Annotated in this window: 19 protein-coding genes; 6 read left to right on the top strand and 13 right to left on the bottom strand. The window is 74.3% G+C overall.

Annotation, left to right across the window (positions count from 1 at the left end; genetic code table 11):
* Positions 1-419: 419 nt before the first annotated feature.
* On the bottom strand, positions 420-1,427 hold the full coding sequence (locus ABZY31_RS15760; RefSeq protein ID WP_356409991.1) for a stage II sporulation protein M: 1,008 nt from the start codon (positions 1,425-1,427) through the stop codon (positions 420-422).
* Positions 1,428-1,530: 103 nt separating this feature from the next.
* On the opposite strand from ABZY31_RS15760, the gene ABZY31_RS15755 reads away from it, so the two are divergent.
* Complete coding sequence (locus ABZY31_RS15755; protein ID WP_356409988.1) at positions 1,531-2,424, top strand: RDD family protein; 894 nt, start codon at positions 1,531-1,533, stop codon at positions 2,422-2,424.
* 24 nt (positions 2,425-2,448) lie between these two features.
* On the opposite strand, the gene ABZY31_RS15750 is transcribed toward ABZY31_RS15755, so the two are convergent.
* Together ABZY31_RS15750 and ahcY are read right to left on the bottom strand one after the other, a co-directional pair.
* On the bottom strand, positions 2,449-3,072 hold the full coding sequence (locus tag ABZY31_RS15750) for a hypothetical protein (RefSeq protein ID WP_356409985.1): 624 nt from the start codon (positions 3,070-3,072) through the stop codon (positions 2,449-2,451).
* 99 nt (positions 3,073-3,171) lie between these two features.
* On the bottom strand, positions 3,172-4,623 hold the full coding sequence (gene ahcY, locus ABZY31_RS15745; RefSeq protein WP_356409982.1) for an adenosylhomocysteinase: 1,452 nt from the start codon (positions 4,621-4,623) through the stop codon (positions 3,172-3,174).
* A gap of 334 nt (positions 4,624-4,957) precedes the next feature.
* On the opposite strand from ahcY, the gene ABZY31_RS15740 reads away from it, so the two are divergent.
* Complete coding sequence (locus ABZY31_RS15740; protein WP_356409979.1) at positions 4,958-7,018, top strand: fructose-specific PTS transporter subunit EIIC; 2,061 nt, start codon at positions 4,958-4,960, stop codon at positions 7,016-7,018.
* A gap of 73 nt (positions 7,019-7,091) precedes the next feature.
* Here ABZY31_RS15740 and ABZY31_RS15735 read toward each other — a convergent pair whose 3' ends face one another.
* The 6 genes from ABZY31_RS15735 to ABZY31_RS15710 all read right to left on the bottom strand — a co-directional run bounded on the left by ABZY31_RS15735 (position 7,092) and on the right by ABZY31_RS15710 (position 12,870).
* A complete protein-coding gene (locus ABZY31_RS15735) occupies positions 7,092-8,060 on the bottom strand; it encodes a cation diffusion facilitator family transporter (RefSeq protein WP_356409976.1) in 969 nt (322 codons plus the stop codon).
* A 93-nt stretch (positions 8,061-8,153) separates the two neighbouring features.
* Complete coding sequence (gene manA, locus ABZY31_RS15730; RefSeq protein WP_356409973.1) at positions 8,154-9,320, bottom strand: mannose-6-phosphate isomerase, class I; 1,167 nt, start codon at positions 9,318-9,320, stop codon at positions 8,154-8,156.
* A 42-nt stretch (positions 9,321-9,362) separates the two neighbouring features.
* Complete coding sequence (locus ABZY31_RS15725) at positions 9,363-10,496, bottom strand: SIS domain-containing protein (protein WP_356409971.1); 1,134 nt, start codon at positions 10,494-10,496, stop codon at positions 9,363-9,365.
* A 107-nt stretch (positions 10,497-10,603) separates the two neighbouring features.
* Positions 10,604-10,789 carry a Trm112 family protein gene (locus tag ABZY31_RS15720; RefSeq protein WP_356409969.1) on the bottom strand — a complete coding sequence of 62 codons (186 nt, stop codon included), beginning with the start codon at positions 10,787-10,789 and terminating at the stop codon, positions 10,604-10,606.
* A gap of 124 nt (positions 10,790-10,913) precedes the next feature.
* Positions 10,914-12,281, bottom strand: coding sequence for a phosphomannomutase/phosphoglucomutase (locus tag ABZY31_RS15715; RefSeq protein WP_356409967.1), 1,368 nt, complete (start codon positions 12,279-12,281; stop codon positions 10,914-10,916).
* A 97-nt stretch (positions 12,282-12,378) separates the two neighbouring features.
* Complete coding sequence (locus ABZY31_RS15710; protein WP_356410028.1) at positions 12,379-12,870, bottom strand: DUF3499 domain-containing protein; 492 nt, start codon at positions 12,868-12,870, stop codon at positions 12,379-12,381.
* Positions 12,871-12,932: 62 nt separating this feature from the next.
* On the opposite strand from ABZY31_RS15710, the gene ABZY31_RS15705 reads away from it, so the two are divergent.
* On the top strand, positions 12,933-13,406 hold the full coding sequence (locus ABZY31_RS15705) for a metallopeptidase family protein (protein ID WP_356410025.1): 474 nt from the start codon (positions 12,933-12,935) through the stop codon (positions 13,404-13,406).
* A gap of 64 nt (positions 13,407-13,470) precedes the next feature.
* On the opposite strand, the gene ABZY31_RS15700 is transcribed toward ABZY31_RS15705, so the two are convergent.
* The 3 genes from ABZY31_RS15700 to ABZY31_RS15690 form a co-directional block, all read right to left on the bottom strand.
* Positions 13,471-14,967 carry a DUF5719 family protein gene (locus ABZY31_RS15700; protein WP_356409964.1) on the bottom strand — a complete coding sequence of 499 codons (1,497 nt, stop codon included), beginning with the start codon at positions 14,965-14,967 and terminating at the stop codon, positions 13,471-13,473.
* The gene (locus tag ABZY31_RS15695; RefSeq protein WP_356409961.1) at positions 14,964-18,575 is read right to left on the bottom strand and encodes a glycosyltransferase family 2 protein; all 3,612 of its coding nucleotides are present in this window, start codon (positions 18,573-18,575) and stop codon (positions 14,964-14,966) included. The genes ABZY31_RS15700 and ABZY31_RS15695 overlap by 4 nt, the downstream gene beginning before the upstream one ends.
* 214 nt (positions 18,576-18,789) lie before the next feature.
* Positions 18,790-19,053, bottom strand: a complete 264-nt coding sequence (locus ABZY31_RS15690; protein WP_003983763.1) for a WhiB family transcriptional regulator — start codon at positions 19,051-19,053, stop codon at positions 18,790-18,792.
* Positions 19,054-19,727: 674 nt separating this feature from the next.
* On the opposite strand from ABZY31_RS15690, the gene ABZY31_RS15685 reads away from it, so the two are divergent.
* The 3 genes from ABZY31_RS15685 to ABZY31_RS15675 all read left to right on the top strand — a co-directional run bounded on the left by ABZY31_RS15685 (position 19,728) and on the right by ABZY31_RS15675 (position 22,671).
* On the top strand, positions 19,728-20,327 hold the full coding sequence (locus ABZY31_RS15685; protein WP_356409958.1) for a cysteine dioxygenase family protein: 600 nt from the start codon (positions 19,728-19,730) through the stop codon (positions 20,325-20,327).
* Between the two features lie 62 nt (positions 20,328-20,389).
* A complete protein-coding gene (gene cofD, locus ABZY31_RS15680; RefSeq protein WP_356409955.1) occupies positions 20,390-21,349 on the top strand; it encodes a 2-phospho-L-lactate transferase in 960 nt (319 codons plus the stop codon).
* Positions 21,346-22,671 (top strand): coenzyme F420-0:L-glutamate ligase, encoded by a 1,326-nt coding sequence (locus ABZY31_RS15675; protein ID WP_356409952.1) that lies wholly within the window; start codon positions 21,346-21,348, stop codon positions 22,669-22,671. Before cofD ends, ABZY31_RS15675 begins: the two co-directional genes overlap by 4 nt.
* Before the next feature lie 56 nt (positions 22,672-22,727).
* On the opposite strand, the gene ABZY31_RS15670 is transcribed toward ABZY31_RS15675, so the two are convergent.
* The gene (locus ABZY31_RS15670) at positions 22,728-23,825 is read right to left on the bottom strand and encodes a DNA-3-methyladenine glycosylase 2 family protein (protein WP_356409949.1); all 1,098 of its coding nucleotides are present in this window, start codon (positions 23,823-23,825) and stop codon (positions 22,728-22,730) included.
* Between the last annotated feature and the right edge of the window lie 227 nt (positions 23,826-24,052).

Below are 24,052 nucleotides of genomic sequence, written 5' to 3'. Positions count from 1 at the left end.
CACGCTGTTGAGTTCTCAAGGAACGGACGCTTCCTTCGTACTCACCCTCTCGGGCTTTCCTCCGGGCTTCGTTCTTCGTTTCCGACTCTATCAGACTCTTTCGTGTCCGATTCCCGGTCGAAGCGGGATTCTGCTTTTCGCTTTCCAGGTTCCCGCTTTCGCGTTTCCCTTTCCGGCGATTCCGACTCTATCAGAAGTTTTCCACCGGTTTTCCCGGCGTTCATATCCTGAAAAGAGGTCGGCTTGCGCCCCCGAAAAGGGAATGTAATTCCTGGAGGGGGCTAGAGAGACTTTAAACCATCGCTGCCGAACTTGTCCAGTTCGAGGCAACCGTTCGAATCTACCTCCCCACAGCGGCCGTGTCAACGGCGTTTGCGGGACGACGAGGAGACTAGCAGCTCAGCTGCCCGGTCCGCACATCAGGCAGCGGTCGGGAGGGTCGCGCTCTGGTCGGCGGCTTCGACGTCGCCCACCTCGCCCGCGCGGGCGGCGCGCCCGCCGAGGACGTACACGTACGTCAGGAACAGGGCCTCCACCACGACGCCGATGCCGATGCGGGCCCATGTGGGCAGGCCGGAGGGGGTGACGAAGCCTTCGAGCGTGCCCGCGACGAACAGGACCGCCGCCAGGCCGAGGGCCATGCCGAGCGCCGAGCGGCCCTGCTCCGCGAGGGCCTCGCGCCGGGTGCGGGGGCCCGGTTCGATGACCGTCCAGCCGAGGCGCAGGCCCGTACCCGCGGCGACGAAGACCGCCGTCAGTTCGAGCAGGCCGTGCGGGAGGATCAGGCCGAGGAAGATGTCGAGGCGGCCGGCCGAGGACATGAGGCCGATGCCGACCCCGAGGTTGAGCATGTTCTCGAAGAGGATCCACAGCACCGGGATGCCGAGGAAGGCGCCGAAGACCAGGCAGATCGCGACGGCCTGCGCGTTGTTCGTCCAGACCTGGGCGGCGAACGAGGCCGCCGGGTGGCTGGAGTAGTACGTCTCGTACTGACCGCCGGGGCGGGTCATCTCGCGCAGGTGCTCCGGCGCTCCGATCGCGGCCTGGACCTCCGGGTGGGCGGCTATCCACCAGCCGATGAGCGCGGCCAGGGCGGTCGAGAGCACGGCGGTGGGTATCCACCAGCGGCGGCTGCGGTAGACCGCCGCCGGGAAACCGGCGGTGAAGAAGCGCGCCACGTCCCGCCAGCCGGCCCGGCGGGCACCGGTCACCGTCGCGCGGGCGCGCGCGACGAGCTGGGTGAGGCGGCCCGTGAGCATCGGGTCGGGCGCGCTGGACTGGATCAGGGAGAGGTGCGTCGAGGTGCGCTGGTAGAGGGCGACGAGTTCGTCGGCCTCGGCTCCGGTGAGGCGGCGGCCGCGGCGCAGGAGCACGTCGAGGCGGTCCCATTCCGCACGGTGCGCGGCCACGAAGACGTCGAGATCCATCCGGTTACCGCTCCCCTGCCCCAGGTTCCCTGCTCCTACTGTGGTCAGCTTGGCAGACTTGATGAACAAGGGGCGGGGCAGGTCACGTGAAGGATGTGCAGCGGTGAGCGATCTGGTGACGGGGGACGCGGTCGTCCTGGGGCTGAGGCCCGCGAGGGTGCCGAGCCGGGGGCTGGCGTTCGTCCTCGACCTGGCCGTGTACTTCACCGGCTATCAGTTGATCAACATCGGTCTGATCTTCGCCGTCGCCTCCCTGGACGCGGCGGCCATGGCCGCGGTGATGGTGGCGGGCTTCCTGCTGTTCATGATCGGCGTGCCGGTCGCGGTGGAGACGCTGAGCCACGGGCGGTCGCTCGGGAAGCTGGCGTGCGGGCTGCGCGTGGTGCGCGACGACGGCGGGCCGATCCGCTTCCGGCACGCGCTGGTGCGCGGGGCGATGGGCGCGGTCGAGCTGCTGGGCACCGCGGGGATCGTGGCCTGCACCGCCTCTCTGGTCTCGGAGCGGGGCCGGCGGCTCGGGGACGTCTTCGCGGGGACGCTGGTGGTCCGCGAGCGGGTGCCGGGGGCCGGGGTGGTGCCCGTGCCGCCTCCTCCGCCGGGGCTGGCCGGCCGGTTCACGGGGCTGGACCTGTCGGGCGTACCGGACGGGCTGTGGCTGGCGATCCGCCAGTACCTGACGCGCATGGGCCAGCTGGACCCGCAGGTGGGCGCGGGGATGGCGGTACGGCTGGCCGACGACCTGGTGGCCCGTACCGGGACGCCCCCGCCGCCGGGGATTCCGGCCGCCGCGTACCTGGCGGCCGTGGTGCACGAGCGGCAGTCGCGCGACGCGGCGCGGGCCTTCGGGCGCCCTGCCGCTGCCGCCGTTCCCCGGTCTTACGCGCCGCAGGCGCCGGCCCCGGGGTACGGGGCGTACGCTCCCCCGCCGCCCGTCGCGTCCGCGCCGCCCGCGGAGCCCCCGGCGCCGCGGGCCGGCGGCTTCGCCCCACCGGCGTAGACCGTTCCCGCCTCCCGGTCCCGCTCAGTCGCCGGCCGGGAAGGCCGAGGGCGGGGTCTCCAGGTGTTCCAGCTCGATGCCGGGGGCCGAAAGGACGACGTCCCCGGCGAGGTGGACCGTGTGCACCTCGCCCGTGTCGAGGGCGCTGATCCGGTAGGTGTCCACCACCAGCGGGCCGCTGTCCGTGGGGTGTTCGGCGCGCTCGGTCAGCTGCCAGGCCTGGTCGACGGTGCGGGGCGCGAGCACCGGGTCGGTGAGGGCCACCAGGCGGACCCGGGTGGCGGGGCCGCCCGGCGCGAGGCGCAGCAGGCGGGCCGTGGAGACGAGGAAGGCCGGCGAGGCGCCGGTGAAGCCCGGGGCGCGGACGTTGCCCTCGGTGGCGGCGCTGCCGTTGGGATCGGTACGGACCCAGGTGACCCCGTCGATCGCGGCCCCGCGCACCTGCCAGCCCGACGCGTTCAGCTCCATCCGGATCGGGCGGCCCAGCTCGTCCACGGCGAGGTCGATGGAGCCCCGGTGGCCGCCGTCCGGGGTGGTGAGCTGGGCGACGTAGCGCCAGCCGGAGGGGCCCGGCGCGCAGTGGAAGTGCTCCTCGCCGAGCGGGGTGTGGTCGTGCGTGTCGTGGAGCGAGTAGCGGCCGCGCGGCATGGCTCAACTTTCGGGGCGGGTGCGGGTACGGGGCAGGCCCCCGGCAGTGCTGCCGGGGGCCTGTCCGTCGTCGTCGTGCGGTGCCGGTCCTCTTGAGGATCAGTAGCGGTAGTGGTCCGGCTTGAACGGGCCCTCGACCGGGACGCCGATGTAGGCGGCCTGCTCCGGGCGCAGGGTGGTCAGGCGGACGCCGAGGGCGTCGAGGTGCAGGCGGGCGACCTTCTCGTCCAGGTGCTTGGGGAGGACGTAGACGTCGGTCGGGTACTCGGCCTGCTTGGTGAACAGCTCGATCTGGGCCAGGGTCTGGTCCGCGAAGGAGTTGGACATGACGAAGGACGGGTGACCGGTGGCGTTGCCGAGGTTCAGCAGGCGGCCCTCGGACAGGACGATGAGGACCTTGCCGTCGGGGAACTTCCAGGTGTGGACCTGGGGCTTGACCTCGTCCTTGACGATGCCGGGGATCTTCGCGAGGCCGGCCATGTCGATCTCGTTGTCGAAGTGGCCGATGTTGCCCACGATGGCCTGGTGCTTCATCTTGGCCATGTCGGCGGCCATGATGATGTCCTTGTTGCCGGTCGTGGTGATGAAGATGTCCGCGGTCTCGACCACGTCTTCCAGACGGGCGACCTGGTAGCCGTCCATGGCGGCCTGGAGCGCGCAGATCGGGTCGATCTCGGTGACGATGACGCGCGCGCCCTGGCCGCGCAGCGACTCGGCGCAGCCCTTGCCGACGTCGCCGTAGCCGAAGACGACCGCGACCTTGCCGCCGATGAGGACGTCGGTGGCGCGGTTGATGCCGTCGATCAGGGAGTGGCGGCAGCCGTACTTGTTGTCGAACTTCGACTTGGTGACGGCGTCGTTCACGTTGATCGCGGGGAAGAGCAGGGTGCCCTCCTGCATCATCTCGTACAGGCGGTGGACACCGGTGGTGGTCTCCTCCGTGACGCCGCGGATCTCGGACGCGAGCTGCGTCCACTTCTGCGGGGCCTCGCCGAGCGTGCGGTTCAGCAGGGTGAGGATGTGCGCGTACTCCTCGGAGTCCGCCGTCGACGGGTCCGGGGCCGCGCCGGCCTTCTCGAACTCGACGCCCTTGTGGACGAGGAGGGTGGCGTCACCACCGTCGTCGAGGATCATGTTCGGGCCGCCGGTGGGGGTGTTCGGCCAGGTCAGCGCCTGCTCCGTGCACCACCAGTACTCCTCCAGCGTCTCGCCCTTCCAGGCGAAGACGGGGACGCCGGCCGGGGCCTCGGGGGTGCCGGTCGGGCCGACCGCGATGGCGGCGGCCGCGTGGTCCTGGGTCGAGAAGATGTTGCAGGACGCCCAGCGGACGTCGGCGCCGAGCGCGACGAGGGTCTCGATCAGCACGGCGGTCTGGACCGTCATGTGCAGGGAGCCGGTGATCCGGGCGCCCGCGAGCGGCTGGGCCTCGGCGTACTCGGCGCGGATCGACATCAGGCCGGGCATCTCGTGCTCGGCGAGGGTGATCTCCTTGCGGCCGAAGGCGGCGAGGGAGAGGTCGGCGACCTTGAAGTCGGTGAAGTCGGCAGTCATGCGGGCTGCTCCTCGTGGTTTCGAGAGGTGGGTACGGCTGAGCCGTGCACCGGCGGGCCGGCGCACAGGGAACAGTCCGTCGGAGGCCCTCTCTCCCCACGGCCGGTCACGAGGACCGCCCGACCGCCATCAGCGGCGACGCCTGACACTGATGACGAATCTACACCGATCGGCCGAGCGTGCCCCAGTGGGCCGTGGATCTTCCGTGCCCCGATCGGGGCCGTCCGGCGGGCGCTTTCCGGGTCTTCCGGACTTTTGGCGTGCCCCCCGCCCGGGGGAGGATGCCGGTGGCGGATCGGAACGTACGCGCGGTCCACGGCGTGAGGAGACACCAGTGACCAGTCCGGCAGACCCCGCGGGCGGCGGGGGCGAGAGCGGGCGCGAGAGCGGGCGCGAGCGCCCGAAGCTGCTCGCCGTGACCGCGTGCCCCACGGGGATCGCGCACACCTACATGGCCGCGGAGAAGCTGCGGCAGGCGGCCGAGCGCCTCGGTGTCGACATGAAGGTGGAGACGCAGGGGTCCATCGGAGCCGAGAACGTCCTGACTGACAACGATGTCAGAGAGGCGGACGGGATCATCATCGCCGCCGACAAGGAGGTGGACCGCGCGCGCTTCGCGGGCAAGCGCGTCCTGGCCACGGGCGTCGCGGACGGCATCCACCGGCCGGAGGAGCTGATCGGGCGCGTGCGCAGCGCGCCGGTGCAGGCGGGCGGGTCGGCCGCGGCCGGTGCGGCCGGGGGCGGGAGCGGGGGCAGGGAGCGCAGCCTCGCGTACAAGGCGCTGATGAACGGCGTCTCGTACATGATCCCCTTCGTCGTGGTCGGCGGGCTGCTGATCGCCGTCGCGCTGGCCCTGGGCGGTCACGCCACGGAGAGCGGTTACGCGGTGACCCCCGGCACCTTCTGGGACCACGTCTTCCAGATCGGCGTCCTCGGCTTCACCCTGATGATCCCGATCCTGTCCGGGTACATCGCCCACGCCATCGGCGACCGGCCCGCGCTGGTGCCGGGCATGATCGGCGGTTTCATCGCGAACACCGGCGCGCTGTACGGCTCGAAGGCGGGCGCGGGCTTCATCGGGGCCATCGTCACGGGCTTCCTGGCCGGTTACCTGGTCCTGTGGATCAAGAAGGTCAGGGTTCCGAAGGTGGTCCGGCCGATCATGCCGATCATCGTGATCCCGGTCGTCGCGACGACCGCGCTCGGCCTGTTCTTCATCTACGTCATCGGCAGGCCCATCTCCTGGGTGTTCGAGAACCTCACCGACTGGCTGTCCGGGATGACCGGCACCAGCGCGGTCCTGCTCGGCGCGCTGCTCGGGCTGATGATCGCCTTCGACATGGGCGGGCCGGTCAACAAGACGGCGTTCCTCTTCGGTACGGGCCTGATCGCGTCCGGGAACTACGCGGTCATGGGCATGTGCGCGGCGGCCATTCCGGTCATGCCGCTCGGCCAGGGCCTGGCGACGCTGCTGCGCCGCGGGCTGTACTCCGAGCAGGAGCGCGACACCGGCATGGCGGCCCTCTTCATGGGGATGTTCGGCATCTCGGAGGGCGCCATCCCCTTCGCGGCGGCGCGGCCGGCGGTCGTCATTCCGGCGAACATGCTCGGAGGTGCGGTCGCCGGTGCGATCGCGGGCGTGGCGGGCGTGGGCGACCACGTGCCGCACGGCGGCCCCGTCGTCGCCGCGCTCGGCGCGATCAGCGGCTGGGCCTGGTTCCTGATCGCCATCGCGGCGGGCACGGTGGTCACCGCGCTCACGACGAACGCGCTCATCGGGCTGAAGGAGCGCGGCACGAGCGGCGCCGCGGCCGGTGCGGGTGCCGGCGCGAGCCCCGGTGCCGCGGGCCCCGGAACGGCCGTACGGGCTCCCCGGGCGGCCCCCGCCGCCGCGCCTCCCGCGGCCACGCCCCCCGCGGCCGTGGCAGGCCGGGAGCCGGAGGTGCTCTCCGGGTACCTGACCGGGCGGACGGTGAAGACCGAGCTGGCCGCCGACGGCAAGGAGACGGCGATCCGCGAGATGGCGGCGATGCTGGCGGGCACCGGCAGCGTCCGGGACACCGAGGAGCTGGTGCGGGCCGTGCTCGCCCGCGAGGCCCAGGGGACCACGGGGCTCGGCGAGTCGATCGCGATCCCGCACGCCAAGACGGACGCGGTCAGCCGCCCCACGGTCGGCTTCGCCCGGTCCGCCGGGGGCATCGAATGGGGCGCCCTCGACGGGACGAAGGCGCGGCTGCTCTTCATGATCGCGGTACCGCGGGCGGCGGCGGGCGACGAGCACCTGCGGATCCTGGCGCTGCTGTCGCGCAAGCTGATGGATCCCGGCTTCCGCGACCGGCTCCAGTCGGCGCCGGACGGGCCGGCCGTCCTGGAGGTGCTGCGCGAGATCCGGTAGGGCGCGCCCCGGCCGCCGGAACGCACGAGCCCCCCGCACCATCGGTGCGGGGGGCTCGTACACGTCGGGGCCGTCAGTGGGCGGCCGGGCCGCCCGGGGTGGCGGCCGGGTCGGCGCCGCGGGCCGCCGCCTCGGCGTCGTAGATGTCCGGCTCCAGGTAGATCACGCGGGCGATCGGGACGGCCGCGCGGATGCGTTCCTCGGCGGCGTCGATGGCGCGGGCGACCTCGGTGGCGGTGTCGTCGTGCTGGACGGCGATCTTGGCCGCGACCAGGAGTTCCTCCGGGCCGAGGTGGAGCGTGCGCATGTGGATGACGCCGGTGACGGTGTCGCCGTCGACCAGGGCGGTCTTGATCAGCTCGACCTGGTCGGCCCCGGCGGCCTCGCCGAGGAGCAGGGACTTGGTCTCGGCGGCCAGGATGATCGCGATGCCGATGAGCAGGGCGCCGATGCACAGGGTGCCGATGCCGTCCCAGACGCCGTCGCCGGTGGCCAGGGCGATGCCGACGCCGCCGAGGGCGAGGACCAGGCCGATCAGCGCGCCGAAGTCCTCCAGGAGGACGACGGGCAGTTCGGGGGCCTTGGCGCGCCGGATGAACTGGCCCCACGACAGCGAGCCGCGGATCTCGTTCGACTCCTTGATCGCGGTGTGGAAGGAGTAGGACTCCGCGATGATCGCGAAGACCAGGACGCCGACCGGCCAGTACCAGTGGTCGATGGCGTGCGGTTCCTTGATCTTCTCGATGCCCTCGTAGATGGCGAACATGCCGCCGACGGTGAAGAGCACGATGGAGACGAGGAAGGCGTAGATGTACCGCTCGCGGCCGTAGCCGAAGGGGTGTTGCGGCGTCGCCTCGCGCTGGGCCTTCTTCCCGCCCAGGAGCAGCAGCCCCTGGTTCCCGGAGTCCGCCAGCGAGTGGACGCTTTCCGCGAGCATCGACGACGAGCCGCTGAAGAGGAACGCCACGAACTTGGCTACAGCGATGGCGAGATTGGCGGCGAGTGCCGCCACGATCGCCTTGGTACCGCCCGACGCGCTCATGGTGGGGGGACTTCCCTTCCTCGGTACGGCTGCCCTGGCCGGGGCGCCGTGGTACGGCCGACCATTGTCGCAGCCATCGTCACGGACGGTGCGTCAGAGCACCACCGTGGCACGGAAGACCGTACCCGTTCCGGACAAGCTGGTCGTTTCGCCTGCGGGCACGAAGACCGAGTCGCCCGGGGCCAGGGTCAGTTCGCCGGCGCGCGGGGCGCCCGCGGTGCACAGCAGGATCTGCGGGGCGGCGGCCGGGAGGGGCCGGGGGGCGCCGCCGGGGGCGAGGACGAAGCGGGAGAGGCGGAACTCGTCGATGGGGGTCGCGTAGACCTCTTCGCCGTCGCCGTCGTCCTCGGGGCGCAGCACGCCCGGTTCGCCGGGTTCGAAGCGGACGACCCTCAGCAGCTCCGGGACGTCGACGTGCTTGGGGGTGAGCCCGGCGCGCAGCACGTTGTCGGAGTTGGCGAGGAGTTCCACGCCGAGGCCGTCGAGGTAGGCGTGCGGGACTCCGGCGCCGAGGAACACGGCCTCGCCGGGCTGGAGCCGGAAGTGGTTGAGCAGCATGGCCGCGATCACGCCGGGGTCGCCGGGGAACTCGCGGGCGAGCGTGACGTACGGCGCGTACGGGCCGCCCAGGCGCTCGGCGGCGGCCGCGGTCTCGGTGACCGTCCGGGCCATCTCGGCGCGGTCGGCGCTCAGGACGGCGGTGAGCACCTCGCGCAGCGCCGCCTCGCGCGGGTGGGCGCGCAGCAGGTCGACGTACGGCTTGAGGCTGTCCACCTCCAGGCCGGCGAGCAGGTCGGCGGCCTCCTCCGGCGGGCGGAAGCCGCACAGTCCGTCGAAGGGGGTGAGGGCGCAGAGCATCTCGGGCTTGTGGTTGGGGTCCTTGTAGTTGCGGTGGCCCGCGTCGATCGGCACGCCCCGGCGCTGCTCGTCGGCAAAGCCCTCCTCGGCCTGGGCGAGGTCGGGGTGGACCTGGAGGGAGAGCGGGGCGCCGGCGGCGAGGAGCTTGAGCAGGAAGGGCAGCCGCGGGCCGAACTTGGCGACGGTGGCCGCGCCCAGTTCGCCCTCGGGGTCGGCGTCGATGACCGCGGACAGGGTCGTCCCGCCGTCCGCCCCGCGGTCGAGCCGTGAGGGGGCGCCGGGGTGGGCGCCCATCCACATCTCGGCCTGCGGCTCACCGGTGGGCTCGGTGCCGAGCAGCGCCGGGATGGCGGTGGGCGAGCCCCAGGCGTAGGGGCGGATCGTGTTCGTGAGGCGGTCCATCGGTCTTTCGTCTTCCTGGGAGGAGGGCGGGGCGGTTGCCCCTCAGGTACGTCCCCTGGTGGCCAGGGCGAGGTACGCGGTGGCGAAGTCCGTGACGGCGAGGAGTTCGGCGAGCTGTTCGAGGTCGCAGCCCTCCTCGGGTTCGATCTCGCTGATCGCCGTGTCGTGGCTGTGGGCGAGTTCGCGCGCGGCGGGCGCGGCGGTGAGTCCGCCGGCGGGCCGGTCGCGCAGCAGGACGACCCGGGCGTGCAGGGCCTGGGGCTCCTCCACCCGGTCACGGAAGAAGTCGTCGGGGTCGGCGCCGGCGGCGAGGGCGCCCGCGAGCAGGGTGCCGTGGGCGGGCAGCGCCTCGGGCAGTTCGGCGGCCATCGCGGGGCGGCCCGCCAGTTCGGCGAGGGTGGCGGCGAAGCGGCGGCCTGCCGGGCCCGCGCCGGAGCCCTCGCTCCAGACCAGGGCGAGGCAGTCGGCGAGTTCGGAGGCGAGGGTCTTGGCCGGGTTGCCGTACGTCGCGATGGCGGGCCCGCAGCGTTCGGCGGTGCGGTCGAGGCGGTCGGCGACCAGCTGGAGGGTGGCGGGGGCGGCGCTGACCAGGCCGAGCTTGTCGAGGAGGACGAGCAGCGGGGTCAGCAGCGCCCACAGGGCGCCGGGTCCGGCGGCCGCGCTCTCGTCGTACTCCTGGTAGGGCGCCTTGGCCATGGGGACGAAGAGCCCGTGCGCGCCGAGGACGGCCTCGCTGAGCGGGGAGCGCTCGGGGGCCACGGCGACGACGGTGCAGCCGCGCCGGTAGGCCTGGTCGACGAGGGCTTCGAGGCCGGGTTCGGTGCCGTCGGTGGTGGTGAGGAGCAGCAGGTCCACGGGGCCGGCCCAGCCGGGCAGGGTCCAGCGCATGGCCCCGGCGGCGGGGGCCACGCCCGCGGGGTGCAGCCGGGTGACGGGGGCCACGGCGCCCGCGAGGGCGGCGATCAGGTCGGCGACGCCGGTGGCGGCGGTACCGGGGCCCGCGATCATGACGGCGCGCGGCCGTCCGTCGGGGCGCAGGTCGTCCAGCCCGGCCTCGGCCGCGTGCCGTACGGCGGTGCGGACCCTGGCTCCGGCGTCGGCGGCGCCGCGGAGCAGGCCGCTGCGGTCGGCGCGGGCCAGCTCCTCGGGCGCGTCGAGGAGCGAGTCGTCGAGCATGGCGGCCTCCGGTCTCTGAGGGGCGTTGCGGGCCCAACGTAGCGCCCGGAGGGAAGCCGGGGCCCGTATTGCCGATCTCTTCGACGGTCCGGGGCCGCGGCCCGGTGTCAGGCGGGGCGGCGGGCCTCGTCGACGAGGAGGACGGGGATGCCGTCGCGTACGGGGTACGCGAGACCGCAGTCCTGGCCGGTGCAGATCAGTTCGGGGGCGTCTGCGTCGGCCGACCGGTCGCGCAGCGGCGCGTGGCAGGCGGGACAGGCGAGGATCTCCAGAAGGCCGGCTTCGAGCGGCATGGGGCGTCCCTTCAACATGCGGATTGGGCCAGGTCAGCGTACCGCCGGGCCGCGACGTGCGCGGCCCGGCGGTGGGTGGAGGCAGTGGCGGGCCCTCCGGCCCGTGGTGCGGTGCTCTCGCGGCTCAGGCGCGGACGAGCGCCAGTACCTCGTCGCGGACCGCGTTCAGGGTCTCGGTGTCGCGGGCCTCGACGTTCAGGCGCAGCAGCGGCTCGGTGTTGGAGGGCCGCAGGTTGAACCACCAGTCGGCGGCGCTGACGGTGAGGCCGTCGAGCTCGTCGGTCTCCACGCCGTCCCGGGCGGCGTACGCGGCCTTGACGGCCGCCATCCGGCCGGCCTGGTCGGCGACGGTGGAGTTGATCTCGCCGGAGCCGCGGTAGCGGTCGTAGGAGGCGACCAGCTCGGAGAGCGTGCCCTGCTGGCCGCCGAGGGCGGCGAGGACGTGGAGCGCGGCGAGCATGCCGGTGTCCGCGTTCCAGAAGTCCTTGAAGTAGTAGTGCGCCGAGTGCTCGCCGCCGAAGATGGCGCCGGACTTGGCCATCTCCTGCTTGATGAAGGAGTGGCCGACGCGGGTGCGGACGGGGGTGCCGCCGTTCTCGCGGACGACCTCGGGGACGGACCAGGAGGTGATGAGGTTGTGGATCACGGTGCCGGTGCCGCCGTTGCGGGCCAGCTCGCGGGCCGCGACGAGGGCGGTGATCGCGGAGGGCGAGACGCCCTCGCCCCGCTCGTCGACGACGAAGCAGCGGTCGGCGTCGCCGTCGAAGGCGAGGCCGAGGTCGGCGCCCTCGGCGAGGACGCGGGCCTGGAGGTCGACGATGTTCTTCGGGTCGAGGGGGTTGGCCTCGTGGTTCGGGAAGGTCCCGTCGAGCTCGAAGTACATCGGTACGAGCTCCAGCGGGAGGCCGTCGAAGACGGTCGGGACGGTGTGGCCGCCCATGCCGTTGCCCGCGTCGACGACGACCTTGAGGGGACGGATCGAGGTGAGGTCGACCAGGCCCTTGAGGTGCGCGGCGTAGCCGGCGAGGGTGTCGCGCTCGGTGATGGTGCCCGCGGCGACGGGGGCGCTCTCGGGGGCGCCTTCGTCGGACCACTTCTCGACGAGTTCGCGGATCTGCGCCAGGCCGGTGTCCTGGCCGACGGGGGCGGCGCCCGCGCGGCACAGCTTGATGCCGTTGTACTGGGCCGGGTTGTGCGAGGCCGTGAACATGGCGCCGGGCAGGTCGAGCAGGCCGGAGGCGTAGTACAGCTGGTCCGTGGAGCACAGCCCGATCAGGGTGACGTCGACTCCGCGAGCCGCGGCGCCGCGGGCGAAGGCGCCCGACAGGCCGGGCGAGGAGGGCCGCATGTCGTGGCCGACGACGATCGCCGAGGCGTCCGTCACCTCGACGAAGGCCGCGCCGAACAGCTCCGCCAAACGCTCGTCCCACTCGTCCGGGACGACGCCCCGGACGTCGTACGCCTTGACGATGTTCGAAAGATCAGCAGCCACTGCCTGCCCTCCTGAGGGTTCTGTACGGGGCACCAAACCTACCCTGCACGGCGGGCGGCCCTTCCGGCGATCGGGTAACGGCCGGGGGCGCGGCGGCTCAGGACTCCGGGGAGCGCAGGACCCGCAGGTGGCCCCGCCGTGCGGGACCGCTCGTCTGCCCGGGAGCGGCGGAGCCATTCGCTCCGCCGGTGCCCTGGGGGCCGACGCCCGGGGAGCCGGCGGGCCGGTCCGCGCGTTCGTGCGGGCGGGCCGCCTCGCGGACGGCGTTGGCGAGGGCTTCGAGGTCGTCCCCGCTGGGCCGGGAGGGCGCGCCGCCGTCCGACAGCCGTACGACGTCCCAGCCGCGGGGCGCGGTGAGGCGCTCCGAGTGCTCGGCGCACAGGTCGTAGCAGTGGGGTTCCGCGTAGGTGGCGAGCGGGCCGAGGACTGCGGTCGAATCGGCGTAGACGTACGTCAGTGTCGCGACGGCAGGGCGGCCGCACGCGGTGCGAGAACAGCGACGTACAGGGCTCACGACGTTGGACGGTACCGCACTCTTGACCGGGCCGCGACGACACCGCCGCGGCCGGGTGCCGTGTCGTGACCGGATCCCGGCCGGGGGCGCCCGGGTCGGGCCCCCGGCGCGGCGCCGAGGGCTACCCTGCGAGGGTGATGGACACCCCTCTGACTCCTCCTGCCGATGGACCTCCTCAGGAACCGCGGACGCGACGGCGCGACCGGCACGGACGGGGGATGCGCGGACCGCTCGCTCCCCCGCAGGTGCCGCTGTCGGCGAGCCGGGCGGAGCTGTTCGGGGATCTCGTACGGGACTCGGTCGAGCGGCTGGAGCGGCACTGGCCGCAGCTGGCGGACGTGGAGTTCCTGGTGGGCGAGGTGCCGGCGCCGCCGGGCGGCCCGGACGGCGGCTGGAACGACGAGGCGGTCCCGCTGGGCGGGATGGTCTCCCCGGTGGACGGGCGGCCCGGGCGGATCGTGGTGTACCGCCGGCCCGTCGAGATCCGGACGAAGTCGCGGGACGAGCGGGCGCTGCTGGTGCACGAGATCGTGGTGGAGCAGGTGGCGGAGCTGCTGGGGCTGACGCCCGAGACGGTGGATCCGCGGTACGGGCAGGACGGACCGGAGTAGGCGCACCGGCGCGCCCGGGCGCCGCGGGGCGCGGGACGGTGGTCCCGCGGCCCCGGGCGGCGCCTCAGTCGAAGAGGACCGAGAGGTCCTGGACGGCCCGGGGCACCGGTACCGCGCCGTGGTCGTCCGCGAAGGTCTGGACGGTGAACATCGCGACGCCCTCGTGCGGCAGGGACAGCGTGCGGGCCGCGTGGACCGGGCCGCCCGAGAGGGTTTCGAGGCTCAGCGCGTAGGAGCCCTTGCCGCCCGCCGGGGCCGGGGGCTGCGGGAGCGCCAGGGTGGTGCCCGCCTTGACGGTGAACTCCCTGACCGCCGCCTCGCCGCCCTGGGTGCCCGGGGAGGCGGTGATGCGGACCTTCGCGTCGGCCGCGCCGGAGGGCACGGTCAGGGACACGGTGGTCGCGCCCGTGTCGGTGCGGTTGTCGGCGACGGTGGCGCGGGCGCCGACCGGGCCCGCGGCGGCGATGAATCCCAGTTCCTGCTTGGCCCCGCTGCCGCGGACCACCCGGAGCGCGGCGACCACCGGGACGGCCTTCTTGCCGTCGGAGGGGGTCAGGACGAGTGAACCGGCTTCGCCGCGGGTGACGTCCTTGAGGTCGACGCTCGCCGACATGCCGCCCTTGACGTGCAGTTGTTCGTTGCCGGCCGGGGTGATCGAGGCGCCGGGTCCGGCGAGCCGCAGCCGCAGGTCGGCGTCCTCCTCGCCGGGCGCGTAGGCGATCAGCCGGACGGAGGTGGCGTCGGCCGGGATCCCGGGCAGGACCAGCGAGCCCGCCGGGTCGGTGGAGGCGGGCAGCCAGTCGGCGCCGACGCCCTCCTCCGCGACCTGGACCGAGGCGCCGACGCGGCCCGAGCGGGTGGTCACGCGGGTGGTGAGGTCGCCGCTCTGGGCGCCCGGCGCGAGGGTGGACAGCAGCACCGGGACGCTGGACTTCGGGCCGATCTTGATGTTCTCGCCGGCGCCCGGCTCGGTCTTCAGGGCGCCCTCGGGGCCGAAGAGCTGGACGTCGACGACGGCGGGGGTGTCGTCCGCGTTCGTGAGGTGGACGTAGTCCTGGCGGCCCTTGGCGGTGCTGGTGCCGGGGAACCAGAACTCGGTGCCGGGGGCGGTGCAGGCGACCCCGAGCAGGCCGCGCGCCTGGCCCACGGCGACCTGGGTGGTCTGCTGGGCGGTCCAGCCGGGGGCGAGGAACCCGTCGGCGGTGCCGGTGAGCGCGGGGGCCTCGGCGCCGCTGGAGGTGGCACCGACGGGGGTGCCGGGGGTCTTCGGTTCCAGGAACGGCTTGGCGTCCTTGGTGGCGCCGGTGAGCCGGGCGGCGCCCTTGCCCTGCGGCTGCGCCTTGCCCGGGGTGATCGCCGTGTAGGTGGTCTCGGCGATGTCGGAGGTGCTGGGCGCGGGGCAGACCAGGGTGGAGCGTTCGACGGGGAGCCGGGCCGCGGACTGCTGCCGGGCCTTGGCGTCGGCGGCGGCCGGGGCGGCGGGCGCGGTGAGGAAGGCGACGCCCGTGACGGCGGCGAGGGCCGCGGTGACGGCCGCGAGGGTCAGGGGGGCGCGCTTCACTGCTGGGGGCTCCCGTCCGGGTGCTGGATGGGCTGTCCGTAGGCGTCGTACCGGACGTGTTCGTCGTACGGGTACGGCTGCTGCGGGGGCTGCTGGGGCGGGTAGTGCTGCGCGTACGAGTCGTACGGCGGCGCGGGCTGCGGGGGGTGGCCGTAGTGCGGGTCGGGCTGCTGCCCGTAGCCGGGGGCGTAGCCCTGGTCGGCGTAGACCGGGTCCTGGGGCGCGTACTCCCCGGCGTACGGGTCCTGGACGTACTCCTGCTGCGCCGGGATCTGGGCGTACGGGTCGGCGACCGCCTCGGGGGCGGCGGGCTCGGCCGGGGGCGCGGCCTCCGCGCGCAGGCGGCGGGCGCGGCGGCCCTCGCCCGCTTCGGCCGGTCCGGGCTGGGCCGGTACGGCGCCCTCCTCGTCCGGCAGGTCGTCGTCCAGGCTGCGGCGGCGGCCCGGCAGGGCCATCACCAGGAGCAGGACGGCGAGTGCGCCCTGGGTCCAGTGCCAGGCGGTGCCGGCGAGGGAGTCGGTGTGGACCAGGTCGAGGCGGCCGCCCGCGGCGGGCAGTTCGAAGCCCTGGGCCCAGCCGTCGAGGGTCCTGGCCTTGAGCGGCTTTCCGTCGAGGGTGGCGCGCCAGCCGGGGACGGCCCGGTCGGCGATGCGCAGGACGCGTCCGGCCTCGCCCGCCGGGATCTTGGTGTGGGCCTCGACGGGTCCGGAGGCCACCGGGATGGGGGCCTCGCCGGGCTTGCCGGGGACGATCACGGCGCGGGCGACCTGCCGGTCGACCCGCCACAGCGCGTCGCCGTCGAGCTGGCTGAGGCGGCTCAGGCCCGGGGTGGCGTCCAGGACCCGGCGGATCTGCTGGGGGGCGCCGTCGCGGACCAGGACGTAGCGGATGGCGAAGCCGCCGAGCTGGGCGCTCTGGTCGGCGCCGGAGCCGGCGACCAGGCTGGAGACCACCTTGTCGAGGCGGGTGTCGCCGCCGGCCGCGGCGGCCGGTTCGGCGTCGCCGAGGCGGCCGCCGGAGCCGCGGACCAGGGTGTAGTCGACGCGGGCGGGCGAGCCGCCGCCGAGGACGAGGGTGCGGGCCTGGTCGCGGGTGCCGCTCTCCTCGGCGACGAAGGCGGGCACCTGGACGGGATCGCGGCGTTCCAGCGGGCCGTCGGCCCCGCCGAGCATCCAGCCCGCGGCGAGCAGCAGCGGGCCCGCGGCGGCGGCGAGGGCGACGAGCGCGGCGAGCGGCTGGCGCCAGCCGAAGCTGCGGGCGGCGACGCGCTCCTTGGCGCCGTCGGCGCCGAGGGCGGCGGCGGCTAGCAGGGCCAGGCCGTAGACGAGGGTGGCGGGTCCGGCCCAGGCGGTGCGGTTGACCAGGACGGCGAGGAGCAGCGCGGCGAGCGCGGCGGCCCAGGCGACGCCGACGGCGAAGCGGCGCTCGTCGCGCAGCAGGGCGGCCAGCGCCGCGAGGACGATGCCGAGGAGCAGGAGTCCGGCGGTGGCGCGGGGGCCGCCGGGGCTCGCGCCGAGCAGGTCGAGGGCGGAGGCGGCGCCGGATCCGTAGGGCAGGCCCGCCTCGCGCAGGAAGCCGGCGGGGTGCGTGAAGAGGGTCAGCGACCAGGGCGCGAGGACCAGCAGGGGCACGGCGAGCGCGGCGGCGAGGCGCGGGGCGTACGTCTTCCACGCGGCGCGGCGCACGGCCAGCGCGGCGAGTCCGAGGACGGCGGCGAAGGGCCAGATGACCGGGGTGAAGGCGGTTCCCACGCTCAGCAGCAGGGTGTACGTCCACACCGCGCGCCAGCCGCCCCCGGCGCCGTCGCCGTCGTGGTCCGCGAGGCCGGAGGCGGTGACGGCGCAGCGGGCGAGGAGCGGCAGCAGGACGGCCAGGACGGCGGTGCCGAGGCGGCCGGTGGCCAGCGCTCCGGTGACGGCGGGCAGGAAGGCGTAGGCGACGGCGGCCCAGGCGCGCAGCAGCCGGGAGCCGACGAGGGGCCGGGAGGCGAAGTAGGCGCTGAGTCCGGCGAGCGGGACCGAGCAGACCAGCAGCAGGGTCAGCGCGGTCTGGGTGGAGCCGAACAGCAGGGTGGCCAGGGCGCCGAGGACGGCGAGGTAGGGGGGCGCGCCGGCGGTGGTGCCGGTGCCGACGGGGTGCCAGTCGTCGGTGTAGGCGTGCCAGAGGGCGAGGGCCCCGTCGGGGGCGGGGAGCAGCGCGCCGCCCATGAGGGAGCCGCCGCTGAGGAGGGCGCGGCAGGCGACGAGGGAGGCGAGGAGCAGGAGGGCGAAGAGGACGGGCGCGGGCTTGCGGGCGATCCGCTTGAGGCGCGCGAACTGCTCGATCTCCAGGAAGTCGGCGTCGTCGCCGCCGGGACCGGATTCGACGGCTCCGCCGTGCCTGCCGGCGCCGCCCGGTTCGCTGGCGCGGTCGGCGCCGAAGTATCCGGCGAGCTGTTCGACGTTGGCGCGCAGGGTGGCGCCGGGCGGCGGGAAGAGCGGGCGCAGTTCGGCGGCGGGGACGGCGGGGCGGCCGCGGCGGCTGCGGGCGCCGAGGATGCGGCCGGGGCGCAGCAGGGTGCCGAGCAGGCCCGCGACTTCGTCGACGGCCTGGCCGGGGGCCTTGCCGACGAGGTAGGCGAGGGTGCGCAGGGCGGTGCCGAGCAGGATGCGCAGCAGGACGTAGGGCAGGGCGCGGGCGGCGGAGTTGACGAGCACCGTGTAGGTGGCGCCCGCCTTGTCGACGCGGTGGGGGCTGACGGCGGAGCGGCCGGCGCAGTCGACGGTGCGGCGTTCCCGGGCGGAGGCCTCGGCGTGGCGCAGCACGGCGTCGGGGGCGACGAGGACGGTGTGCCCGGCGCTCTGGGCGCGCCAGCACAGGTCGACGTCGTCGCGCATCAGGGGCAGTCTGCGGTCGAAGCCGCCGAGCGAGTCGTAGACGTCGCGGCGCACCAGCATGCCGGCGGTGGAGACGGAGAGCACGGGGCGGACCTGGTCGTGCTGGCCCTGGTCCTGTTCGCGGCGGTCCAGGCCGGTCCAACGGCGGCCGCTGCGGGCGATGCTGACGCCCGCTTCGAGGAGCTGCTTGCCGTCGTACCAGCCGCGCAGCTTGGGGCCGATGACGGCGGCCTCGGGGTTCTCCTCGGCGACGCGCAGGAGTTCGGCGAGCGCGTCGGGGGCGGGGGCGCAGTCGTCGTGGAGCAGCCAGAGCCACTGGACGGGTTCGCCGTACGGCAGTTCGGGGAGGTCGTAGTTCTCGTCCTGCCAGGTGCGGCTGACGGGGTCCCAGCCGCTGGGGCGCTTGAGGTAGGGCAGGTCCTCGGGGGTGAGGACGCCCGCGGTGCGGGCGGCTTCGTCGACGGCCGTGCCGAATCCGGTGCGGCGGGCGAGGTGCAGGACCCGGTCGTCGCCGAAGGCTTCGGCGAGCAGGCGCGCGGAGTCGTCGGAGCTGCCGTTGTCGGCGGCGACGTGGTTCTGAGCGGGCCGTTCCTGGCCGAGCAGTCCGGAGAGGGTCCGGGGCAGCCAGCGGGCACCGTCGTGGGCGACGACGACCGCGGTGACGACGTGCCGGGGGAACTCGGGGACGGCGGGCCCGTGGGGGGAGGCCGACGAGTGGCTGTGCAGGGACATCGCGGTACGGGCCCTCCGGCCGGGGGTCCGGGGGTGGTGTGCCCTCGGAGGCTGCTGGACAGCGCCCCACACTAACGGCTGGGAACACAGCGGTCCGCCTCCAGCGGGGAAGGTGCAGGAGGCGGACCGTTTGCTCTGGTACCCGTGCGGCGTGGTGCGCGTACCGCCCCGGTCCGGCACGCCCGAGGGCGTATGCCGGGACGTATCGCCGCAATCAGACGGCGGCCTTTTTCAGCCGGCGGCGCTCGCGCTCGGAGAGTCCGCCCCAGATACCGAACCGCTCGTCGTTGGCGAGTGCGTACTCAAGGCATTCGGAGCGGACCTCACAGGCGAGGCAGACCTTCTTGGCCTCGCGGGTGGAGCCGCCCTTCTCGGGAAAGAAGGATTCGGGGTCGGTCTGGGCGCACAGTGCGCGCTCCTGCCAGCCGAGCTCCTCGTCCGCCTCCTCGACCAGCAGTTCCTGAAACAGCTCGGTCATGTGCGCCCCTCGCTCTGTCTTCGCGTCCCCGTGGTGTGGTCGTCACCGATGGCTACGGAACGACACGAGTGAAATTACAAGGAGGGCCTCCTGTGCAGTCAAGCCGAGATCTGCTATTGGGCCCCTTATTCACTCTGCGGAACCAAGCGTATGCAGAAAGTGTTCATATCGCCAAAAATCGCGACACATGCCACACGTACGGACGGATGGTGACCGGAGAGCCCCGCCCCTCGCCTTCCCCAAGATCGACGCGCCCCTCGCGGCGAGGGTTGCGTTTCGGTCACGGAAGCGGCGCAGATCACATTCCGGTCACGAGGTGACGAGGTCGGGGGCCCCACCCTGGCGCGATCGGGTACGGATGCCCCGCCACATCCCCGGTCAGGGGGTGCACAAACCTTTCTCCGGACACCGCAACCGGATGAGGTGAAACTTTTCGGCCAAACCAGACATTGGGTTGACAGCCTCCCCGGTCACCCGCTCTCCTTGTTTCCATGTCAGCGCCCGCAGCCGCCCCCCGGACCCCCATTCGTGGGTTCCTGCGTGCTGCCCAGGTTCGCTGTTGCTGTTGCAGCTGTTGATGCCCGCGGAGCTTCGGCTTCCCCGAGCACCGGCTTCGCACCTCCAGCAACCGCCCGCGCGATCGCGCCACTGACATCCGTCGAGGTACCTCCGCAATGAACGCGACGAACACCCCGAACGCCCCGCAGGTCCGCGGCCCGCAGCAGCCCCCGGCCGCCGACGTCCCCCGAACGGGCCCGCCCGTCGAGAGCGACCTCCAGATCGCGGGCGACATCCTCGCCGTCCAGCACCTCCTCCAGCCCCCGCGCGAGCACCCGGCCACCGTCGCCGAGTTCGCCGGCCTCGCCCGCTCGATCGCCGGGGACCGCTCCCAGTGGGAGCACCTCGTCGAGTACGACGCCACCACCCGCTGGTACCACCGGCTGCGCACCGGCCCCGGCTACGAGGTGTGGCTGCTCAGCTGGGTCCCCGGCCAGGGCAGCGGCGCCCACGACCACGGACCGTCCTCCGGCGTGCTCACCGTCCTGGAGGGCGAGCTCACCGAGCACACCGACCGCGGGCCGCGCACCCTCGCCGCCGGCAGCCAGCGCGTCTTCGCCCCGGGCTACGCCCACGAGGTGGTCAACGACGCCCTCGACGGCGCGGTCAGCCTGCACGTGTACTTCCCCGGCCTGACCGAGATGCCCCGGCGCGAAGGCGCCCGCGCCGCCGCCCACGCCTGCTCCCCGGCCGACCGCAGCGCCGTCTCGGCCTGAGGGTCCCGCCCCGCCGGACCACCGCCCCGCGCGGGACGGATCACGGCTGACAGACTGTCCGCATGCGCATTGTTGTACTGGCCGGCGGCATCGGCGGCGCCCGTTTCCTCCGGGGACTCAAGTCGGCCGAGCCCGACGCGGACATCACGGTCATCGGCAACACCGGTGACGACATTCACCTGTTCGGGCTCAAGGTGTGCCCCGACTTGGACACGGTGATGTACACCCTCGGCGGTGGCATCAACGAGGACCAGGGCTGGGGCCGCACCGACGAGTCCTTCACCGTCAAGGAGGAACTCGCCGCCTACGGGGTCGGACCGGACTGGTTCGGCCTCGGCGACCGCGACTTCGCGACCCACATCGTGCGGACCCAGATGCTCTCGGCGGGCTACCCGCTGAGCGCCGTCACCGAGGCGCTGTGCGACCGCTGGCAGCCCGGGGTGCGGCTGCTGCCGATGTCCGACGACCGCGTCGAGACGCACGTCGCGATCACGGAGGCGGCCACCGGCGAGCGGAAGGTCGTCCACTTCCAGGAGTACTGGGTCCGGCTGCGCGCCGCGGTGGCGGCGGAGGCCGTCGTACCGGTCGGGGCCGAGCAGGCCAAGCCCGCGCCCGGCGTCCTGGAGGCCCTCGCGGCCGCCGACGTGATCGTCTTCCCGCCGTCCAACCCGGTCGTCTCGATCGGCACCATCCTCGCCGTGCCCGGGATCCGCGAGGCCGTGGCAGCCGCCGGGGCGCCCGTGGTCGGCCTCTCCCCCATCGTCGGGGGCGCGCCCGTGCGCGGGATGGCGGACAAGGTGCTGGCCGCGGTCGGCGTCGAGTCCACGGCCGCCGCGGTCGCCCTGCACTACGGCACCGGGCTGCTCGACGGCTGGCTCGTCGACACCTCGGACGCGGACGCGACCGCCGAGGTCGAGGCCGCCGGGATCACCTGCCGCGCCGTGCCGCTGCTGATGACCGACCTCGCCGCCGCCACGGCGATGGCCCGGGCCGCGCTGGACCTGGCCGAGGCCTCCCGGTGAGCGCGGACGTCCCCCCGTACGACCCCGCGGACTTCCCCTCCTACGAGGTGCGGGCGGTGGCCGGGCTGCCGGAGGTGCGGCCCGGCGACGACCTGGCGAAGCTGATCGCGGGCGCCGCGCCGGACCTGCGCGACGGGGACGTCCTGCTCGTCACCTCGAAGATCGTCTCCAAGGCGGAGGGCCGGATCGTCACCGCCGGCTCCCGCGAGGAGGCCATCGACGCCGAGACCGTCCGGGTCGTCGCGCGCCGCGGCGCCCTGCGCATCGTCGAGAACCGGCAGGGCCTGGTCATGGCCGCCGCCGGGGTCGACGCCTCGAACACGGCGCCGGGCACCGTCCTGCTGCTGCCCCTGGACCCGGACGCCTCGGCCCGCGCGGTCCGCGAAGGACTGCGCGCGGCCCTGGGGGTGGACGTCGGGGTCCTGGTCACCGACACCTTCGGGCGGCCCTGGCGCACCGGGCTGACGGACGTCGCGATCGGCGCCGCCGGGGTCCGCGTCCTGGACGACCTGCGCGGCGGCAGCGACGCCCACGGCAATCCGCTCAGCGCGACCATAGTGGCCACCGCCGACGAGCTGGCCGCGGCCGGTGACCTGGTCAAGGGCAAGGCGGCCGGGCTGCCGGTGGCCGTCGTGCGGGGCCTGGGCCACCTGGTCGGCGGGGACGGCGACGCGCGCGAACTGGTCCGCTCCGCCGCCGACGACATGTTCCGGCTGGGGACCTCGGAGGCGGTACGGGAAGCCGTGCACGGGCGCCGGACCGTACGGGAGTTCACCGCCGAGCCGGTGGACCCGGGCGCCGTGCGCCGGGCCGTCGCGGCGGCCGTCACCGCCCCCGCGCCGCACCACACGACGCCGTGGCGGTTCGTCCTGCTGGAGTCGGCCGCGGCCCGTCTGGAGCTGCTGGACGCGATGCGGGACGCGTGGATCGCGGACCTGCGGCGGGACGGCAGGTCCGCGGAGTCGATCGCGAAGCGGGTGCGGCGCGGGGACGTGCTGCGCGCGGCGCCCTACCTGGTGGTGCCCTGCCTGGTGACGGACGGCGCGCACCACTACGGGCACGCCCGGCGGGACGCGGCGGAGCGGGAGATGTTCGTGGTCGCGATGGGCGCGGGCGTGCAGAACTTCCTGGTCGCGCTGGCCGGGGAGCGGCTGGGCTCGGCGTGGGTGTCCTCGACGATGTTCTGCCGGGACGTGGTGCGGGAGGTGCTGGCGCTGCCGGACGACTGGGACCCGATGGGCGCGGTGGCGGTCGGCCACGCGGCGGGGGCGCCACGGGAGCGGGCGGAGCGGGACGCGGCGGACTTCATCGAGGTGCGCTGACGGTACTGCGCTGACCGGTGCGCCGGGCCGGGGCCGTCCCCGGCGCCCGGCGGCCCTCAGATCAGCCCGATGTCGTTGCGGTACATCCGGGGGGCGCGGCGGGGCGGGGTGCGGCCCCCGAGCAGGATCAGGCGGGCGGCGCGGTGGCGCTGGCCGGTGCCCTGGTCGGCGTACGGGGCCAGCAGGTCCAGCATCACCGCGTCGTCGGCGTCCCGGTCGCCGGTCAGGGAGTAGCCGATGATGCCCGGCAGGTGCAGATCGCCCGTGGTGACGGCGTCGGCGGCGCCGTTGCTGCGCTGGAGCGTCTCGGCGGAGGTCCAGGGGCCGATGCCGGGGACCGCCTCCAGGCGCGCGGCGGCGGCCGGGAGGTCCATGGCGGCCGCCTCCTCCATGCGGGGTGCGACGCGGGCCGCGCGGACGATGGTGGCGGAACGTTTCGCGTCGACGCCCGCCTTGTGCCAGTCCCAGGACGGGATCAGCGCCCAGGTGCGGGCGTCGGGCATCACATACAGGTCCGGGTGCGGGCCCGGGGCCCGCTCGCCGTACTGCCGCACGAGGCGGCGCCAGGCGCGGTAGGCCTCGTCGGCGGTGACCTTCTGCTCCAGGACCGTGGGGATCAGGACCTGGAGGACCAGCCCGGTCCGGGTCAGGCGCAGGCCGGGGCGGCGGCGGCGGCTCAGGTGCACGAGGCGGTGCCGGGGGACGAAGGCGGTGGCGTCGTCCTCGGCGCCGAGGAAGGCGGGCAGGCGGTCGAGGACCCACTCCGTGCCGGGGCCCCAGGCGGTGCCGCTGACCTGGTCCGCGCCCGTCGCCTTCGCCACGCGGAGGGTGGCGGGGCCGGCGGGGGTACGGATCCCCAGCCAGACGGCCCCGTCGGGGGCGGTCCGGAAGGTGGGGTCGCCGGGGCCGCGGCGGAGCGGCCCGAGGATGAGCCCGATGTCCAGCCCGGCGCCGTCTCCCCACACCCGCTCCCGGCCCTGATCCCGCGCTGTGTGGGCTGGACGGGGGGTGCCTTCGGCTGCGGCGGGGGCTTCGGCTGCGGCCGGGGCCGCGGGGTGGGCTTCGGCGGGTCGGACTGCGTCCGGGGGCTCGGGGAGGTGGGTGCGGCCGCCGCGGATCGCGGTGCGGGTGAGGGGATCGAAGCGGCCGGCCATGGGTCGAGCGTAGCCCTGCGGGGGCCGTTCCCCTCCCCGCCCCTTCCCGAACCCGGGCTCCGCCCGGACCCGCGCCTCAAACGCCGGCGAGGCTGGATGGCCCCGGCTGCGGACCGCCATCCGAGCCGGCACGTCGCCGACCCCGGACGGCCGCTCAAGCCCGCCCGGCGATTGAGGGCCCGCCGGAGGCACCGCGAGCCCGCGCACGGACAGCGGCCGGGAAGGTG

The organism is Streptomyces sp. NPDC006529, assembly GCF_040611795.1.
Taxonomy (GTDB): Bacteria; Actinomycetota; Actinomycetes; order Streptomycetales; family Streptomycetaceae; genus Streptomyces.
Note: the sequence above shows the minus strand (reverse complement) of the source record. Positions and strands in the feature narration are given on the sequence as shown.

Coding starts and splice junctions, on each gene's coding strand:
- ABZY31_RS15685 (WP_356409958.1), top strand. CDS start 19,728: ATGAACGCGACGAACACCCCGAACGCCCCGCAGGTCCGCGGCCCGCAG.
- ABZY31_RS15690 (WP_003983763.1), bottom strand. CDS start 19,053: ATGACCGAGCTGTTTCAGGAACTGCTGGTCGAGGAGGCGGACGAGGAG.
- ABZY31_RS15760 (WP_356409991.1), bottom strand. CDS start 1,427: ATGGATCTCGACGTCTTCGTGGCCGCGCACCGTGCGGAATGGGACCGC.
- ABZY31_RS15705 (WP_356410025.1), top strand. CDS start 12,933: ATGGACACCCCTCTGACTCCTCCTGCCGATGGACCTCCTCAGGAACCG.
- ABZY31_RS15720 (WP_356409969.1), bottom strand. CDS start 10,789: ATGCCGCTCGAAGCCGGCCTTCTGGAGATCCTCGCCTGTCCCGCCTGC.
- ABZY31_RS15735 (WP_356409976.1), bottom strand. CDS start 8,060: ATGAGCGCGTCGGGCGGTACCAAGGCGATCGTGGCGGCACTCGCCGCC.
- manA (WP_356409973.1), bottom strand. CDS start 9,320: ATGGACCGCCTCACGAACACGATCCGCCCCTACGCCTGGGGCTCGCCC.
- cofD (WP_356409955.1), top strand. CDS start 20,390: ATGCGCATTGTTGTACTGGCCGGCGGCATCGGCGGCGCCCGTTTCCTC.
- ABZY31_RS15725 (WP_356409971.1), bottom strand. CDS start 10,496: ATGCTCGACGACTCGCTCCTCGACGCGCCCGAGGAGCTGGCCCGCGCC.
- ABZY31_RS15695 (WP_356409961.1), bottom strand. CDS start 18,575: ATGTCCCTGCACAGCCACTCGTCGGCCTCCCCCCACGGGCCCGCCGTC.
- ahcY (WP_356409982.1), bottom strand. CDS start 4,623: ATGACTGCCGACTTCACCGACTTCAAGGTCGCCGACCTCTCCCTCGCC.
- ABZY31_RS15750 (WP_356409985.1), bottom strand. CDS start 3,072: ATGCCGCGCGGCCGCTACTCGCTCCACGACACGCACGACCACACCCCG.
- ABZY31_RS15670 (WP_356409949.1), bottom strand. CDS start 23,825: ATGGCCGGCCGCTTCGATCCCCTCACCCGCACCGCGATCCGCGGCGGC.